The 16,472-nt window shown below is 67.2% G+C and carries 16 protein-coding genes; 6 read left to right on the top strand and 10 right to left on the bottom strand.

The window, feature by feature from the left end:
• Positions 1 to 280: 280 nt before the first annotated feature.
• The gene (locus tag GGR47_RS01935; RefSeq protein WP_017977638.1) at positions 281 to 580 is read left to right on the top strand and encodes a hypothetical protein; all 300 of its coding nucleotides are present in this window, start codon (positions 281 to 283) and stop codon (positions 578 to 580) included.
• A 27-nt stretch (positions 581 to 607) separates the two neighbouring features.
• Here the strand turns inward: GGR47_RS01935 and GGR47_RS01930 are convergent, their stop codons facing one another.
• The 6 genes from GGR47_RS01930 to rpiA form a co-directional block, all read right to left on the bottom strand.
• Positions 608 to 1,354, bottom strand: a complete 747-nt coding sequence (locus tag GGR47_RS01930) for an HAD-IIB family hydrolase (RefSeq protein WP_147035728.1) — start codon at positions 1,352 to 1,354, stop codon at positions 608 to 610.
• Entirely contained in the window at positions 1,351 to 2,181 is an 831-nt protein-coding gene (locus tag GGR47_RS01925) for a Cof-type HAD-IIB family hydrolase (protein WP_147035729.1), read from the bottom strand. Before GGR47_RS01925 ends, GGR47_RS01930 begins: the two co-directional genes overlap by 4 nt.
• On the bottom strand, positions 2,178 to 3,179 hold the full coding sequence (gene gnd, locus GGR47_RS01920) for a phosphogluconate dehydrogenase (NAD(+)-dependent, decarboxylating) (RefSeq protein WP_276509311.1): 1,002 nt from the start codon (positions 3,177 to 3,179) through the stop codon (positions 2,178 to 2,180). The genes GGR47_RS01925 and gnd overlap by 4 nt, the downstream gene beginning before the upstream one ends.
• 262 nt (positions 3,180 to 3,441) lie before the next feature.
• A complete protein-coding gene (tal, locus tag GGR47_RS01915; protein ID WP_147035731.1) occupies positions 3,442 to 4,566 on the bottom strand; it encodes a transaldolase in 1,125 nt (374 codons plus the stop codon).
• Positions 4,566 to 6,635 carry a transketolase gene (gene tkt, locus GGR47_RS01910; protein WP_147035732.1) on the bottom strand — a complete coding sequence of 690 codons (2,070 nt, stop codon included), beginning with the start codon at positions 6,633 to 6,635 and terminating at the stop codon, positions 4,566 to 4,568. Before tkt ends, tal begins: the two co-directional genes overlap by 1 nt.
• A 71-nt stretch (positions 6,636 to 6,706) precedes the next feature.
• On the bottom strand, positions 6,707 to 7,408 hold the full coding sequence (gene rpiA, locus GGR47_RS01905; protein WP_147035733.1) for a ribose-5-phosphate isomerase RpiA: 702 nt from the start codon (positions 7,406 to 7,408) through the stop codon (positions 6,707 to 6,709).
• 167 nt (positions 7,409 to 7,575) lie between these two features.
• On the opposite strand from rpiA, the gene GGR47_RS01900 reads away from it, so the two are divergent.
• From GGR47_RS01900 to GGR47_RS01885, 4 genes are all read left to right on the top strand, one after another.
• The gene (locus GGR47_RS01900; RefSeq protein WP_221204568.1) at positions 7,576 to 8,820 is read left to right on the top strand and encodes an efflux RND transporter periplasmic adaptor subunit; all 1,245 of its coding nucleotides are present in this window, start codon (positions 7,576 to 7,578) and stop codon (positions 8,818 to 8,820) included.
• Positions 8,821 to 8,826: 6 nt separating this feature from the next.
• Positions 8,827 to 12,075, top strand: coding sequence for an efflux RND transporter permease subunit (locus tag GGR47_RS01895; protein ID WP_147035734.1), 3,249 nt, complete (start codon positions 8,827 to 8,829; stop codon positions 12,073 to 12,075).
• Positions 12,072 to 13,670, top strand: a complete 1,599-nt coding sequence (locus GGR47_RS01890) for an efflux transporter outer membrane subunit (protein WP_147035735.1) — start codon at positions 12,072 to 12,074, stop codon at positions 13,668 to 13,670. The genes GGR47_RS01895 and GGR47_RS01890 overlap by 4 nt, the downstream gene beginning before the upstream one ends.
• 83 nt (positions 13,671 to 13,753) lie before the next feature.
• On the top strand, positions 13,754 to 14,257 hold the full coding sequence (locus GGR47_RS01885; protein ID WP_017977628.1) for a GNAT family N-acetyltransferase: 504 nt from the start codon (positions 13,754 to 13,756) through the stop codon (positions 14,255 to 14,257).
• A gap of 38 nt (positions 14,258 to 14,295) precedes the next feature.
• Here GGR47_RS01885 and GGR47_RS01880 read toward each other — a convergent pair whose 3' ends face one another.
• On the bottom strand, positions 14,296 to 14,724 hold the full coding sequence (locus GGR47_RS01880; protein WP_147035736.1) for a phasin family protein: 429 nt from the start codon (positions 14,722 to 14,724) through the stop codon (positions 14,296 to 14,298).
• 110 nt (positions 14,725 to 14,834) lie between these two features.
• On the opposite strand from GGR47_RS01880, the gene GGR47_RS01875 reads away from it, so the two are divergent.
• Positions 14,835 to 15,023, top strand: a complete 189-nt coding sequence (locus tag GGR47_RS01875) for a hypothetical protein (RefSeq protein WP_017977626.1) — start codon at positions 14,835 to 14,837, stop codon at positions 15,021 to 15,023.
• 26 nt (positions 15,024 to 15,049) lie between these two features.
• On the opposite strand, the gene GGR47_RS01870 is transcribed toward GGR47_RS01875, so the two are convergent.
• Genes GGR47_RS01870 through GGR47_RS01860 form a run of 3 tightly spaced genes read right to left on the bottom strand, consistent with a single transcriptional unit; the run spans position 15,050 to position 16,435 of the window.
• The gene (locus GGR47_RS01870) at positions 15,050 to 15,532 is read right to left on the bottom strand and encodes a hypothetical protein (protein ID WP_244305001.1); all 483 of its coding nucleotides are present in this window, start codon (positions 15,530 to 15,532) and stop codon (positions 15,050 to 15,052) included.
• Positions 15,529 to 15,999 (bottom strand): hypothetical protein, encoded by a 471-nt coding sequence (locus GGR47_RS01865; protein WP_017977624.1) that lies wholly within the window; start codon positions 15,997 to 15,999, stop codon positions 15,529 to 15,531. Before GGR47_RS01865 ends, GGR47_RS01870 begins: the two co-directional genes overlap by 4 nt.
• 46 nt (positions 16,000 to 16,045) lie before the next feature.
• Entirely contained in the window at positions 16,046 to 16,435 is a 390-nt protein-coding gene (locus GGR47_RS01860; RefSeq protein ID WP_018250514.1) for a hypothetical protein, read from the bottom strand.
• Positions 16,436 to 16,472 lie beyond the last annotated feature (37 nt).

Raw genomic sequence — 16,472 nt, 5'->3', positions numbered from 1 at the left:
GGCCGGCACGCGGTGCGGCAAAGCCGCACAGGCGCTGTCGGCCAGCCTCGGCAATGCCGAGGACTGACGGCGTGGCTTCGCCACGCCGCCGCCAATGACAGAGGGGGCGCCGGACCAGATCCGGCGCCCCCTCTCTCGTTCTAGTTGGATGCCCACCCGGCCATCCCACTGACAACGCTCGCAAAACCCAAAGCCCCTGTCCTACACGCCCCGGCTTCGCTACCGCCGACGCCACCGCAACCTGACCCTCCGCCGGTCGCGGCAACGCAAGGACGAAACGATGGCCAAACGCTTCTGGGCACAGCTGATCGAGATGGATGAGCCGATGACGCCGGCCAGCATCCCCGGCGCGACCGACCACGAGTCCGCGGCGGAAAACCTCGTCGCGGATTTCGTCGGTGCGATGGGGGGAGAGATCACCAGTGGCGCCGTGCGCGTCTGGATCGACGGCGGTCTCGCGAAAATCTACGACTGGAGCGCCGAGTTCGAGATGCCCGATACATCCGACCTGTCGGATGACGAGGAGATCGAGGTCGAGGGCGAGATCGTCCTGACCGAACGGGTGCGGCGCCCGGACTGACCGGGCCCGCCGCACCCAGCGGTTAAGTTACTTCTGGCAGGCGACGATCGCGGTGACGACCGAGATCGTTTCCTCCGGATCGCGGACGCGCACCGTGTCCAGCCCCAGTTCCTTCGCCGGATAATCGTTGCCGCCGGGGAAGATCGCGTCGCCGATGAACATCATCGCGTCGAGCGGGATACCGCTCTCGTCACGCAGCTTCTTCAGGCCGTACGCCTTGTCGACGCCTTCCTGCGTGATGTCGATCGAGGTCGCGCCGCCCATGTTGATCGACAAGCCCGGCAGGCGCTGCTTCAGGTCGGCCTGGATGACCTTGCGCTTTTCGAACTTGGGGTCCCAATGCTCTTTCTCAGCGACGGGCGCTTCCTGGCCAAGTGCGGAGAAGGTGATCTGGCTGCCGCGATCCTCGATCCGCTCGCCCCAGGTCTTTTCGGGAACGAAGCCCGTCGCTTCCAGCGACTCGTCGAACGCCTTCAGGATCTTCGCCTTGGTCGCATCGTCGAACAGCTCGGCATAGACCGTCTGCCATGCGCCATCGCGGTGGACGTACAATTTGGTACCCGTCGTCGGCATCAGCCACAGCTTGGACAGGTCGGCGCGGGCCGGCAGGCGGCTCGCCACCTGCTTCTGGAACTGCGGCCAGTCACCGCCCGAAATGACCGCGACATGCGCCACGCCAAGCAGGTCGGCGAGCGCTTCACCCATCGGTTCCTGCAAGGGCTGCTTGCTCTCGGCCAGCGTTCCGTCGAGGTCGAAGGCAATCAGCTGTTTCATTCGGTAGCTCCGGTACGGGGAAGGATGATGGTGTCGATGGCATGGGCGACGCCATCGGCGTCATTGGCGGTGGTGACGTGATCGGCGCGCGCCTTCACCGGATCGGGGGCGTTGCCCATCGCGATCGACAGGCCGGCGCGCTCCAGCATCGGCACGTCGTTGTACTGGTCGCCAAGCGCCGCAATCGCATCCAACGGCTGATCGAACGCGGCGGCCAGCGCGATCAGGCCGTCGCCCTTGTTGGCCGCCAGCGCGGTCACGTCGAGGTAATAGACCTGGCTCTGCACGATCGTCGCATCCTCGCCATGCGCCGCCTTGCAGCGGTCCGCGAGATCGCTGAGCATCGGCGCGTCGTCGCTGACGAAGGTGATCTTGTCGGCGCGGGCCAGCAGATCGCCGAAATCGTCGGTGACGATCGGGTCCTGGTTCGACGCCAGCCGCTCGTGTTCCACATGCTCACCCTGGTCGGTCGAGGCGTACCAGCGGTCGTCGGAAAAGACCCACAGATCGACCGGGCTATGGGCCGCAATGGCCATCACGCCCTTCGCGACGCCCTCGTCGATGACATGATGCTCGGTGATCGTCCCGTCGCACCTGAACAGGATGCCACCGTTGAACGCCGCCATCGGTCCGTCGAGACCCAGCGTCTCGACGATCGGCAGGATGCCGGAGATCGGCCGCGCGCTGATGACGGTGAACCCGATCCCCGCCGCTTCCAAGCGCGAGACCGCCGCAGTGGTCGCGGCGGTCAATTTCTTCTGCTTGTCGACCAGCGTGCCGTCGATGTCGGACACGACGAGAGCGATGGGCTTCACGCCATCGCTCACTGCGGCATCTCGACGTGCCCGCCGAAGCCAAAGCGCATCGCGGAGAGGACTTTGTCGCCATAAGTATGTTCAATGCGGCTGCGATAGCGCGCGAACAGCGAGGCGGTGAGCACGTTGGCGGGCACCTTTTCCTCCATGGCGGCGTCGATCGTCCACTGGCCTTCGCCCGAATCCGCGACGCTGCCGGAGAAGCCGTTCAGTTCGCCGTCCTTGGCCAGCGCGATGGCCGTCAGGTCGAGCAGCCACGACGAAATGACGCTGCCACGGCGCCAGACCTCGGCGATGTCGGTCATGTTGAGGTCGAAGCGCTCGTCCTCGGGCAGCTTGTCGCTGTTCTTCGATTTCAGGATGTCGAAGCCCTCGGCATAGGCCTGCATCAGGCCATATTCGATGCCGTTGTGGATCATCTTGACGAAGTGCCCGGCCCCTGCGGGCCCGGCATGGATATAGCCCTTTTCGGCACGTGGATCGGCCTGACCCGCGATGCGGCCCGGCGTACGCTCGATCGTGCCGAGGCCGGGGGCGAGCGCGTCGAAGATCGGATCGAGCATCGTGACGGTGTCATCGTCGCCGCCGATCATCATGCAATAGCCGCGCTCCAGGCCCCAGACGCCACCCGAGGTGCCGACGTCGACATAGTGGACGCCCTTGTCGGCCAGCCCCTTCGCGCGGCGGATGTCGTCCTTGTAGAAGGTGTTGCCGCCGTCGATGACGATGTCGCCGGCCTTGGCGCCCTCGCCGATCGCGGCGATCGTATCCTCGGTCGGGCCGCCGGCGGGGAGCATCACCCACCAGATGGCCGGCGTATCGAGCTTGCCGCGGACGTCGTCGAGCGAACTGGCGGGAATCGCACCTTCCCCTGCGAGCTTCTCCACCGCCTCTGCGCTGCGGTCGTAGACGACGACCTGATGGCCCGCCTTCATCAGCCGTCGCGCGATGTTGCCGCCCATACGGCCGAGGCCGATCAGTCCGATCTTCATATCTGCTGCCTTACGGATGGTTGGATGTCGAAGGGTAGAACCCGGAGCAGGCCGAGTTGTTGCGGGGCCGGTTCGATTTGGTGCGGGGTGGGCCCACCGGGTTGTGAGGAGAGCTTTTCAGCCGCCTCAAGACAGCGTCACCCCGGACTTGGTCCGGGGTCCACTCCGCGGCGAGGGGGGCGGCACGAACCTCCTGCCATCCCCCCGCGGCCCGGTGGACCCCGGAACGAGTCCGGGGTGACGGAGGATGTGGGGCGGAGGTTGATCCCGCCCCCGATCGTTACGCCTCCGCCGGCTGCTTCGCGGCGATCGAGCCCAGCAGGTCGTCGAACGCCTTGGCGAAGGACGCGACGCCCTCCAGCACCAGCGTGTCGGTGACGCCCGTCAAGTTCAGCCCCAGACGCTCCACATCGGCGAGCACCTTGCGCGCGCCGTCGACGTCCTGTGTCAGCGTCTCGGCGACGGTGCCCCGTTCGCGGAAGGCATCCATCGTCGCGGGCGGCATGGTGTTGACCGTGTCGCGGCCGATCAGCGTGTCGACGTAGAGCGTGTCCGGATACGCCTTGTCCTTGACGCCGGTCGACGCCCACAGCAGCCGCTGCGGCTGCGCGCCCTTGGCGGCGAGCGCCTGCCAGCGGTCCGACTGTTCGAAGTCGAGGAACCACTGATAGGCCATCTTGGCGTTGGCGATGGCGACCTTGCCGCGCAGACCCTTCAGCGTCTCGGCTTCGGGATCACCCTCGGCAACGCGACGGTCGATTTCCTTGTCGATCACCGTATCGATACGGCTGACGAAGAAGCTCGCGACACTGGCGATATGGTCGATCGGCTGGCCCTGGCGGACGCGCTCCTCGAGGCCGGTGGCATAGGCCTCGGCGACGCGGATGTAGGCGTCGAGCGCGAACAGCAAGGTCACATTGACGTTGATGCCCTTGGCGATCGTCGCGCTGATCGCCGGTGCGCCCGCGACCGTGCCAGGAATCTTGATCATCAGGTTCTTGTGGCCGACGGCGTGCCACAGCTTTTCGGCCTCGGCGATCGTCGCGTCGGTGTCGTCGGCGATGTACGGCGACACTTCCAGGCTGACGTAACCGTCCTTGCCGTCGAGGCGGTCATAGACCGGCTGCAACGTCTCCGCCGCCGCCTTGATGTCCTGGATCGCGAGATGTTCGTAGCGGTCGATCGTCGCGGCGCCCGGATGCTCCTTGTCGAAGGCGGCGAGCGTCGCGTCATAGGCGTCGCCATGGCCCATCGCCTTTTCGAAGATCGACGGGTTGGAGGTGACGCCAGTCAGGCCGTCCTCGTTCACCAGCTTTTCGAGGCCCTTGGCTTCGAGGAACTTGCGATCGACGAAGTCGAGCCACACCGCGGTGCCCGCGGCGGAAAGGTCGCTCAGCTTGCTCATCACTTGGTCTCCAGCATCTCGCGCGCCACCTTGACGACATTGTCGACGGTGAAGCCGTATTTGTCCTGCAGCTTGGATATGGGGGCGGAGGCGCCGAACGTCGACATGGTGATCGTGCGGCCTTCCAGACCGACGAAGCGATGCCAGCCGATCTCGCCCGCCTGCTCGACCGCAAGGCGCGCGGTGACGCCCTTGGGCAGCACGCTTTCCTTATAGTCGTCGGACTGAAGTTCGTAGCGATACCAGCTCGGCAGCGAGACGACGCGGCTCTTCACGCCATCGGCGGTCAGCTTCTCATGCGCCTCGACGACGAGATGCAGTTCGCTGCCCGTCGCGATCAGGATCACGTCGGGCGTGCCGTCGCAATCGGCGAGGACATAGCCGCCCTTCATCACGCCCTCTGCCGAGGCGTATTTCGACCGATCGAGCGTCGGCATCGCCTGGCGCGAGAAGATCAGTGCGGTCGGGCGGCTGGCGTCCTCCAGCGCGGCGCGCCACGCATAACCGACTTCGTTGGCGTCACCGGGGCGGATCGTGTCGAGGCCGGGGATCGCGCGCAGCGTGGCGAGATGCTCGATCGGCTGGTGCGTCGGGCCGTCCTCGCCGACGCCGATCGAATCGTGGGTGAACACCCAGACCGCGGCCAGTTCCATGATCGCCGACAGGCGGATCGGCGCGCGCATGTAATCGGCGAAAACGAGGAAGGTCGAACCATAGCTGCGCAGATGCGACAGCGCCATGCCGTTGACCACACCGCCCATGCCGTGTTCGCGCACGCCAAAGTGGAAGTTCTGGCCGCCATAGTTCGACGCTTCGAACGAGGCCTTGCCCTTGATGTCGGTCTTGGTCGACGGCGCGAGGTCGGCGGAGCCGCCGATCAGCCACGGCACCTTCGCGGCGAGCGCGTTGAGCACCTTGCCGCCCGAATCGCGGGTCGCGAGCCCCTTTTCGTCCGCCGGGAATTCGGGAACGTCGGCGTCCCAGCCCTCGGGCAGCGTGTCCTTGAGCATCAGGTCGAGCTCGGCGGCGAGATCGGGCTGCGCCTCGCGATACTTCGCGAAATTCGCGTCCCATTCCTCGCGCAGCTTCGTGCCGCGGTCAGCGATCGCATCATGGAAGTGTTCGGCGACGCCATCGGGGATGTAGAAGCTCTTCTCCTCGGGCCAGCCATAGGCCTTTTTGGTGGCGCGGATGTTATCTTCGCCGAGCGGTTCGCCATGCGCCTTCTCGCTGCCAGCCTTGGGGCTGCCCCAGCCGATCACCGAATGGACGACGATGAAGGTCGGCTTGTCGTTCGTCGCCTTGAACGTCTCGATCGCAGCCGCAAACGCCTTGGTGTCGTTGGCATCGTCGATGTGGATGACGTTCCAGCCATAGGCCTCGAACCGCTTGCCGACGTCTTCGTCGAACGCGAGATCGGTGCCGCCCTCGATCGAGATGTGGTTGCTGTCGTAGATCCAGCACAGGTTGCTGAGCTTGAGGTGGCCGGCAAGGCTCGCCGCCTCGGACGCGACGCCTTCCATCATGTCGCCGTCGCCGCACAGCGTGTAGACGTCATGGTCGAACAGCGTGAAGCCACCCTGGTTGTAGCGTGCCGCGAGCCACCGCTCCGCAATCGCCATGCCGACGGAGTTGGAGCACCCCGCGCCCAGCGGTCCGGTCGTCGTCTCGACGCCCGTGGTGTGGCGGTATTCGGGGTGGCCCGGCGTGCGCGAGGCGAGCTGGCGGAAACCCTTCAGATCGTCGAGGCTGAGCGCGGGACGCCCGGTCTTGTTACCGTCCGCGTCGATCTCTTCGATGCCGGCGAGGTGGATCAGGCTGTACAGCAGCATCGACGCATGGCCGACCGACAGGACGAAGCGGTCGCGGTTGGGCCAGTCGGGCTTGGATGGGTCGTAGCGCAGGAATTGCGACCAGAGCGTATAGCCGACGGGCGCCAGCGCCATCGGCGTGCCGGGGTGGCCGGAATTGGCTTTTTGCACCGCGTCCATCGACAGCGTGCGGATCGTGTCGATCGTCAGGCGTTCGAGCGATCCGTCCTCGTGGAGCGCAGTCGTCGTATCGGTCATGGATTAGGGCCCTTGCTCTTACGCTGCATCGAACGCCTGCACGCCCGATCCGTTGCGGTCGAGGGCAGCCTTTAACGGGAGGGCGCGTCCCGTTCCAGTCGCGAAACGACGCCGCCGTGTGCGATATAGGCGCCATCCACCTCGCGCAGGAACAACCCGTGGCCAAGCGCGCCGGGCAAGGCATCGAGCCACGCTGCGGTGGCAAGGGGATCGGCAAGATCGAGGCGGCAGTCCGCGATCCAATTGCCGTTATCGGTGGCATAGGGGTCGCCTTCGCGCAGGCGAAGCGCCGCGCCCTCCCCCAAAGCCGCCAGCACCGACGCACGGGCGAAGGGCAGGATTTCGACCGGCACCGGCACCCCGCCGATGCGCGGACGATGCTTCGATCCGTCGGCGATCACCACCATTCGGTCCGATGCGGCCGCCACCACCTTCTCGCGCAGCATCGCCCCGCCCGCGCCCTTCACCGCATACAATCGGTCATCGATCGCGTCGGCGCCATCGATCGTCAGGTCGACGCGTGGCACATCGGCAAAGTCGAGCATCGCGATGCCGAGACTGCGGCCAAGCGCCTCGCTGGCGCGCGACGTCGCGACGGCCCGGATCGTCAGACTGCCCTGCGCGATGCGTTCGGCGAGCCGGTGGATGGCGTGGGTCGCGGTGGATCCGGTGCCCAGTCCGACGAGCATGCCGTCGCGGACCTCGTCCACCGCCGCCGCCGCGGCGGCCGCCTTGTCGGCGTCCTGTCGCGCCCTGTCGCATGTCTCCGTCATGGCACTCCTTTTCCGCACTGCGACAATTTGCGACATTAATAACGGTCAACTTGACTTGCATTTCCCCGTCGATCGCCGTCTTTGCATCGCGACGAGCAACCAACCACCGCGCCGCGCATTGACGCGCAGGTCGCGGCTGCGCGAGCCGAGATTAGCGGGTGACATACTTGACCACAGCATCGATTCGTCGCCGACGGCACCTTGCCGGGGCTGCCACTGTCGCACTCGCCCTCACCCTGACCGCCTGTGGCGGTGGTACGCATGACAAGGAAAAGGGCGGCGGCCGCGGCGCGAATCGCGGGCCGACCACAGTTGGCTATGTCGTGATGCAGCCGACCAGTGCCGCAATGGTCACCGAACTGCCGGGCCGGACCAGCGCCTATGAAAGCTCCGACGTCCGCCCGCAGGTGAACGGCGTCATCCGCCGCCGCTTCTTTACCGAAGGCTCGCTGGTCCGTCGTGGCCAGCCGCTCTACGAAATCGATCCGCGCCTGTATCGCGCCGCGGTCAACCAGGCGCAGGCGAACCTCGCCAGCGCGCGGGCCAATCAGGAAGCGCTGACGATCCAGGCGGACCGCTACAAGCCGCTCGCCGCGATCGAGGCGGTGTCGAAGCAGGAATATACCAACGCCATCGCCTCCGCCCGGCAGGCGACCGCCTCCGTCGCGCAGACCCGGGCGGCGCTGGATACCGCGCGCGTGAACCTCCAATTCACGACCGTGCCCGCGCCGATCAGCGGCCGGATCGGCCGGTCGCTGTTCACCGTCGGCGCGCTCGTTTCGGCGAGCCAGACCGATCCCCTGGCGCAGATCCAGCGGCTCGATCCGATCTTCGTCGATATCCAGCAATCCGCCGCAGACCTGCTGTCGCTGCGCCGCAAGCTGATGCAGGGCGGCGTCGCGCCGACCCGGGCCGAGGTGAAGCTGCTGCTCGAGGACGGCAGCGATTACGGCTACACCGGCACGGTCGAATTCGCCGAGGCGCTGGTCAATCAGGAAACCGGCACCGTCACGATGCGTGCGCGCTTCCCCAATGCGCAGGGGCTGCTGCTGCCGGGCATGTTCGTGCGGGCGCGCTTCGCGCAGGCGATCAACGAACGCGCCTTCCTGGTGCCCGAACCCGCTCTGTCGCGCGATGCCAAGGGCAATGCGAGCGTGATGATCCTCGGCGCGAACAACAAGGTCGTCAGCCGCCGCGTCACCGCCGCCCGCACGCAGGGGCAATATTGGGTGGTGACCCAGGGGCTGAACCCCGGCGACAAGGTGATCACGCAGGGCCTCAACAATTTGCGCCCCGGCGCGCAGGTGAAGGCGGTGCCGGCGAACAGCGCGCAGGTGATCGCGCCGCCGAAACAGAACGAGGGCAAAGGCGAGGGCAAGCAGCAGGGTAACGCCCAAAGCAAGGCGGGCTGATCCGCGATGATCTCCCGCATCTTCATCGACCGCCCGATCTTCGCCTGGGTGCTCGCCATCATCGTGATGCTGGCGGGCGTCGGCGCGATCCTGAGCCTGCCGATTGCGCAATATCCCGACGTGGCGCCGCCGCAGGTGTCGATCCGCGCGACCTTCCCCGGGGCGAACGCACAGACGCTGCAGAATTCGGTGACGCAGGTCATCGAACAGCAGCTGACCGGCATCGACGGCCTGCTGTATTTCAGCTCCTCGTCGTCGAGCCGCGGCTCGGTGTCGATCACCGCGACGTTCGAAAAGGGCACCGATCCCGACATCGCGCAGGTGCAGGTGCAGAACCAGGTGCAGCAGGGCGTCGCGCGCCTGCCGCAACAGGTGCAGCAGCAGGGCCTCGTCGTCCGCAAATCGAACCCCGACAACCTGCTGATCGTCGGCGTCTATGACGAAACCGACCAGAAGACGAACCAGGACGTCAGCGACTATCTCGTTTCCAACCTGCAGGACCCGCTGGGCCGCGTGCAGGGGGTGGGCGACGTCAACGTGTTCGGATCGCAATATGCGATGCGTATCTGGCTGAACCCGGCGCGCCTCGCCAGCTACCAGCTGATCCCGTCGGACATCACCACCGCGATCCAGAACCAGAATACCGAAGTCGCGGCGGGCGAAGTGGGCGGCGTGCCGTCCAGTCCGGAGCAGATGTTGAACGCGACCGTCACCGCCCAGTCGCGCCTGCAAACGCCCGAGCAGTTCCGCCAGATCATCGTCAAGACGCTCCCCTCGGGCGCGACCGTGCGCCTGTCGGACGTCGCCCGGATCGAGCTGGGCGCGGAAAGCTATGCCGCCTTCAGCCGCATCAACCGGCACCCCGGCGCGGGCATCGCGGTGCTGCTGGCACCGGGCGCCGACGCACTGAAGACCGCCGAGCTGGTGAAGGCCGAGGTCGCGCGCGTCGCCAAAAGCTTCCCGCCCGGCCTGAAGGTCGCCTACGCCAACGACACGACCGCGTTCATCAAGCTGTCGATCGACGAGGTGGTGAAGACGCTGCTCGAGGCGATCGTGCTGGTCGTCATCGTGATGTTCGTGTTCCTGCAAAGCTGGCGCGCCACGCTGGTGCCCGCCATCGCGGTGCCGGTGGTGCTGCTCGGCACCTTCGCGATCTTCCACTTCGCCGGCTTCTCGATCAACACCATGACGCTGTTCGGCCTCGTCCTCGCCATCGGCCTGCTCGTCGACGACGCGATCGTCGTCGTCGAGAACGTCGAGCGGTTGATGGAAGAAGACCCCGAGATGACGCCGCGTCAGGCGACGATCGAGTCGATGAACGAAATCAGCGTCGCGCTGATCGCGATCGCGCTCGTCCTGTCGGCGGTGTTCCTGCCGATGGCGTTTTTCGGCGGATCGACCGGCGTCATCTATCGCCAGTTCTCGCTGACCATCGTGTCGGCGATGGTGCTGTCGGTGCTGGTCGCGCTGATCCTCAGCCCCGCGCTCACCGCCTCGCTGCTGAAGCAGAAGTCGCAGGAGGAGCGGGAGAGCAAGGGCATCAAGAAGCACCTCGGCAAGGTCGCCGAATGGGGCGAGGCCGCGGGCAATTGGTTCAACCGCACGTTCGAAAAGACGGTGACACGCTACACCGGTGCCGTGCAGACGGTGGTGGATCGCAAGTGGCTGTTCCTGCTGATCTACGTCGGCGTCGTCGCGCTGCTCGCGATACTGTTCCTGCGCCTGCCCACCGGCTTCCTGCCGACCGAGGACCAGGGCGCGGCGATCGTCCAGTTCCGCCTGCCCCCCGGTGCGACGATCGCACGGACGCAGCAGGTGCAGCGGCAGGTCGAAAACTATTTCGCCCAATATGAGCCCAAGAACACCTCCGTCCTGTTCACCGTCGCGGGCGGCGGCGGGGGCGGCGTCAGCGGCCAGAACACCGGCCAGGGCTTCCTCAACTTCGTCGACTGGAAGGACCGGAGCGGCAAGGAGAACACCGCCGATGCGATCACGCAGCGCGCATCCGGCGCGTTCCGCGGGCTTCGCGACGCGCAGGTCTTCGCGCTGGTGCCGCCAGCGATCCGCGGCCTCGGTTCGTCGGACGGCTTTACGATGGAGCTGCAGAACACCGGCGGCCTGACGCAGGAACAGTTCGGCGCCGCGCGGGACAAATTGCTGGCGATGGCCAATGCCGATCCGAAGCTGGCGTCGGTGCGCCTGACCGAACTGCCCGACATCGCAACGCTGCGTATCGACATGGACCAGCAGAAGCTGGCGGCCTTGGGCCTGACGCAGAGCGCGGCGAACAACACGCTGACCACCGCCTGGGGTGGCCAGTATGTCAACGACTTCATCGACCGCGGTCGTGTGAAGCGCGTCTACGTGCAGGGCGACGCGCCCTATCGCGCCGCGCCGGACGATCTGAAGCAATGGTTCGTGCGCGGATCGAACGGTCAGATGGTGCCCTTCTCGTCCTTCGCGACGACCGGCTGGTCGACCGCCCCCACCACGCTGTCGCGTTTCAACGGCATATCCTCGTTCGAGTTCTCGGGGTCGGGCGCGCCCGGCGTCAGCTCGGGCGATGCGATGGCGCGGATCAGCGAGCTGGCGGCACAGATCCCCGGCACGTCGATCGCCTGGTCGGGCCTCAGCTATCAGGAACGACTGTCGTCGGGTCAGGCGCCGCTGCTGTACGGCCTGTCGATCCTGGTCGTCTTCCTGTGCCTTGCGGCGCTGTACGAAAGTTGGTCGATCCCGTTCGCGGTGCTGATGATCATCCCGCTCGGGCTGATCGGCGCGATCGCCTTCGTGACGCTGCGGGGCCTCACCAACGACGTGTACCTCCAGATCGGCTTGCTGACGACGATGGGCCTCGCCGCGAAGAACGCCATCCTGATGATTGAATTTGCCGAACAGGCCGAACGCAAGGGCGCGCGCGTCATCGATGCGGCACTGGAGGCCGCCAAGATCCGTCTGCGGCCGATCCTGATGACCAGCTTCGCCTTCATCTTCGGCGTGCTGCCGCTGGCGATTTCGACCGGTGCGGGTGCGAACAGCCGCATCGCGATCGGCACGGCGGTGATCGGCGGCATGCTGTCGGCCACCTTCCTGGCGATCTTCTACATCCCGCTGTTCTTCGTCCTTGTGCGCCGCGGCGTGCGCGATGGTCTTGCCAAGCTCAGGGGCAAGCCGACCGGGCACCAGGGCCATCACGACGACACGCCCCCTGCCCCGCCGATGCCGCCCGCCGTTGATCCGGAGCCTGCGCGATGACCCGTTCGATCCTCGCCATCGCGCTCGGCGCCACGATGCTCGCCGGCTGTTCGATGGAGCCGAAATACGTCCGCCCCGACACGCCGGTGCCGGCGTCGTGGCCGGTCGGCGACGCCTACCTTCGCCAGAGCGAGGCACGGCTGCCCGCGATCACCTATCGCGACGTGTTCAAGGACGCGCGGCTGCAACGGCTGATCGACCAGGCGCTCGCCAACAACCGCGACCTGCGCGTCGCCGCCGCCAATATCGCCGCGGCGCGCGCGCAATATGGCATCCAGCGTGCCAATCTGTTCCCCGCAATCAACGCCACCGGCCGCTACACCTATTCGGACGGCGGCAACGGCACGCGCGGCATCGCGAACAGCGGCAACACCGGGACGGGCACTGGCGGGACGGGCACCGGCGGCACGGGAACGGGCGGAACGGGAACCGGTGGGACGGGCACGGGCACCGGCGTCGATACGGGCAACGGCACGGGAACGGGCGCGGTCCTCAACACTGGTGGCGGCAACAGCGCCTTCTCCGCGCAGATCGGCACGACGGCGTTCGAGATCGACCTGTTCGGCCGCCTGCGCTCGCTGTCGCGCGCCGCGCTCGACCGCTATTTCGCCACCGAAGCCGGCGCCCGCGCGACGCGACTGACGCTGGTGGGCGAGGTCGCGAGCGGCTGGTTGACATACGCCGCCGACCGCAGCCTGTTGAAGGTCGCGGAGGATACCGCCAAAAGCGCCGCGGTTAGCGTGCGCCTGACCCGCGCGCGGCTGGAGGGTGGGATCAGCGCCCGCACCGACCTGCGGCAGGCGGAGCAGATCCTCGAAACCGCGAACGCCGACCTCGCCGAGCAGAAGACGCTGGTCGCGCAGGACGTCAACGCGCTGCAATTGCTGGTCGGGGCGCCGATCGATCCCGCGCTGCTGCCCGAGTCGATCGACGTTGCCGCGCCGACGATCGCCAGCCTGCCCGCCGGGCTCGACAGCGGCATCCTGCTGCGCCGGCCCGACGTCGTGCAGGCGGAATATACGCTGCAAAGCTACAATGCGCAGATCGGCGCGGCGCGCGCGGCGCTGTTCCCGCGCATCTCGCTGACCGGGCTGGTCGGCTTCGCGAGCAACGCGCTTTCGACGCTCTTCACCGGCGGGGCGTTCAACTATTCGGTGGCGCCGTCTGTCAGCTATCCGATCTTCCAGGCCGGCGCCGGCCGCGCCAATGTCCGTTATACCGAGGCACAGCGCGACGCCGCGCTCGCAACGTACGAAAAGACGATCCAGACCGCGTTTCAGGAGGTCGCCGACGCGCTCGCCCGTCAGGGGACGATCGCCGACCAATTGCGCGCGCAGGCGAATTTCCGCGATGCCGCCGCCGATACGCTGCGGCTGGTCAATGCGCGCTATCAGGGGGGGCTCGATACCTTCCTGTCCAGCCTCGACGCCCAGCGCAGCTATTATTCGGCGCAGCGCACGCTGATCGGCACGCAGCTGACCGCGGCGAACAATCGCGCGACGCTCTACCGGGTGCTGGGCGGCGATTCGTCGCTGGAGGTGACGCCCGACGGTCCGCAACCCGTCTCCCCCAGTGGCGCGCCGCGCCGGGACTGAGACTTGCCGCGGGTTGACGCTGGCCGGGCGACTGCCGATGTACCGGCCCCACACGTACGGTAGCAGACGGGCCAGGAGCGATCATGAGCCACACCATCCGCCGGTTCCGGCCGACCGACGACGACGCCGTCCTCGCCTTCACCGCGACGCTGCCCGAACATGACCTGCTGTTTTCCGGCCGCGACCTGCGCCATCCGCGGGTGATCGAGGCGTGGCAGCAGGCGGTCGGCGAAGGCTGGATCGACAGCCTCGTCGCCGAGGACGACGGCCGCATCGTCGCCACCGCGGCGCTGATCCGCGATCCGCTGGGATGGAGCGGGCATGTCGGCGAAATCCGGCTGCTCGTGGCCCCCGACCGGCGTGGCCAGGGTCTGGGCAGCGACCTGTTGCAGGCGTTGCTCGCCATCGCGCACGCGCATGGTCTCGCCAAGCTGACCGCGACGATGACGCCGGATGCCGCAGCATCGGTGGCACTGTTCGAGCGGCTGGGCTTCACGCAGGAGGCGCGGCTCGCCGGTCACGTCCGCGCGAGCGACGGCGTCGCGCACGACCTGCTGATGCTGGCACGCGCGACGCCGTTCGGCTGAGGAACGGGCGGCCCCTCGCCACCCGCCCATCGCGCGCGTCAGTCGCCCGATTTGGGCGGCGTCACCGCGTCGCGGCCGAAGCGCAGGATCATCTCGCCGATCTCGCGCGCCTGCTCCATCGAGCGTTCGCCCTGCCGGCGCAGGTAATTGCCCTGGATGCGCAGCACGTCGGTAACGTCGCGGGCCTGCGCCGCCTCGCGCATCGCCTCGAACGCATCGTGCGAATTGCGTTCGGCCTGCTCGATGATCTTGAGGCCCAGCGCCGCGCTGCCGTCGGCCACCTTCTGGCCGGAGGCGCGCATCGCCTCGCCGGCGCGGCGGGCGGGATTCATAACATGATCGGTGAAGGCACCGCGCATCGCCTCGCTTGCGCCGCGCATGGTGTCGCTCGCACGCTGCGCGGCGTCGTGCATGGGGTTGCCGCCGGTCTTTGCGGCATCGTCGGTGGGATGGGTGTCGTCCGCCATTGCGCCTCTCCTGTCATGACGTCTGGATGGTATGGGACAAACGTGCTGCCCCGGTTTTTTGCTCCGCTACCCGCTTGCGCGGACGCGGGGGGTGATTAGAGATCAAGGCGATGATGACGCCTGAGGACCAGAAGCAACGCCGCATCCGCGGCGAGCTGCTGCACCGCGCGGTGGCGCTCGGCGAAGAGCTGATGCGGCTGGCCGACGATCTCGACATGACGGTCGCGGGACTCCACGTCTGCCAGGGCGTCGAGATGATGCGCGAGGAGGCGGAGCGGCTGGTCGGCCCGACGCACTGACGCGCCGGCCCGCAGCGCCCTTGCCATCACGCGCCGCCGATGCAGCGCAGCACCAGCGCCAGCCCGTCGTCGGTCAATGCCAGTGGCGTCGCCGGATCGAGCGTGCCCGTCTTATGCACGGCACCGCGAATCAGCGCGCGTCGGGACAGCAGCTCCAGCCAGCGGGCCAGCACCGCCGGGCGTAGCGACAGCAGCAGGCCGAGCGCCTCGCCCGTGACCGGGCGCGCCTCTTCATAAGCGACGAACAGCGTCAGCAGGATGTCCCACCCCGGCTCGCCGAACAGCTCGATCAGGTCGCCCGCCATGGCGTCGCGCTGACGACGCTGGGCCAACAGCGTGCGCGCGCGATCGGCATCGCTCGGCTCTTCGGGGCCGGCGGGCACGGGGGCGACGATCTCGCCCCGACTGCGCGCGGCGGAGGCCCGCACGCGTTCCAGCGCCGATACCAGCCGTTCGTACTCCTCGCGATCGCGTTCGGGCCAGCGCAGCAACCGTATGTCGGCAGTCATGATGAAGGGATGTCCGGTTGGCGCAGGGGCGACCAGTCGCGGTCGCTCCCGAACTGGGCCTTGCGCTGGCGGTGGCGCAGCGCGCCGATCGCCAGCATCAGCAGCATGGGATAGGCGATCTTGCCGCTCGCACCCGCGTACATCCACGGCACCAGCGACGGCTGAATGGCCTTCACGCCATGGATCGCCAGCGTGATCAGATGGAGCGCGCTGACGTACAGCGGCCAATAGCGGTCCGCACGCAGCGCCACCCCCAGCAGGCCGAGCAGGATCGCGACGTCGATCGCGAGCAGGATCGGCTCGACCTGATGATAGGGGCCCGACGGATAGAAATCCGGCACCGCGAACGTGGCCAGAGCCCCCGTGACGAACAGGATCGCCGTCCATCGTTCGGGTGCGCCGCCGGCGAACAGCGCGTAACCGCATGTCGCCAGCAGGACCAGGTTGAAGACGAGGATGTGTGTCATGGCCTGACCTGTCAAAGGAGCAGTTCGACGGTCAAGCCATGACACCTCAGGCAGCGACGCGCAGATGACTGACGTCGGCACCTGTCGGGGCGAATTCGGGCTTCGGACGTTCGTCGCCGAAGCTCGTTTCATACCCGATCTGCTTACCGATTTTTTCGATGACGCGATGGCCCGCGACGGTGTGGCCGCGGGCGGCACCGATCGCCATGATCGCCTGGCCCAGCACTTCGAACGCCTGCTGCCCGGCGATCGCCGGCAGGTTGGCGGCGTGGCGGGCGCGGGGCAGCGCCGCGAGCAGCTCGCCGCCGGTGGAGAAAGCCTCGTCGAGCTGCGTCTCGAGCTTCCAGAGCAGCTGCGCGACGGCATCGGCCGCGGCCTTGGTATCCACAGACGACGCGGCGACCGGAGCGGTGCGCGATGCGATGATTGACGACATGATGGCGACCCTTTCCACCCCCTGCGGGGCGCTTTCG

It is taken from the genome of Sphingomonas aquatilis, assembly GCF_014196115.1.
Lineage (GTDB): Bacteria > Pseudomonadota > Alphaproteobacteria > Sphingomonadales > Sphingomonadaceae > Sphingomonas > Sphingomonas aquatilis.
Note: the sequence above shows the minus strand (reverse complement) of the source record. Positions and strands in the feature narration are given on the sequence as shown.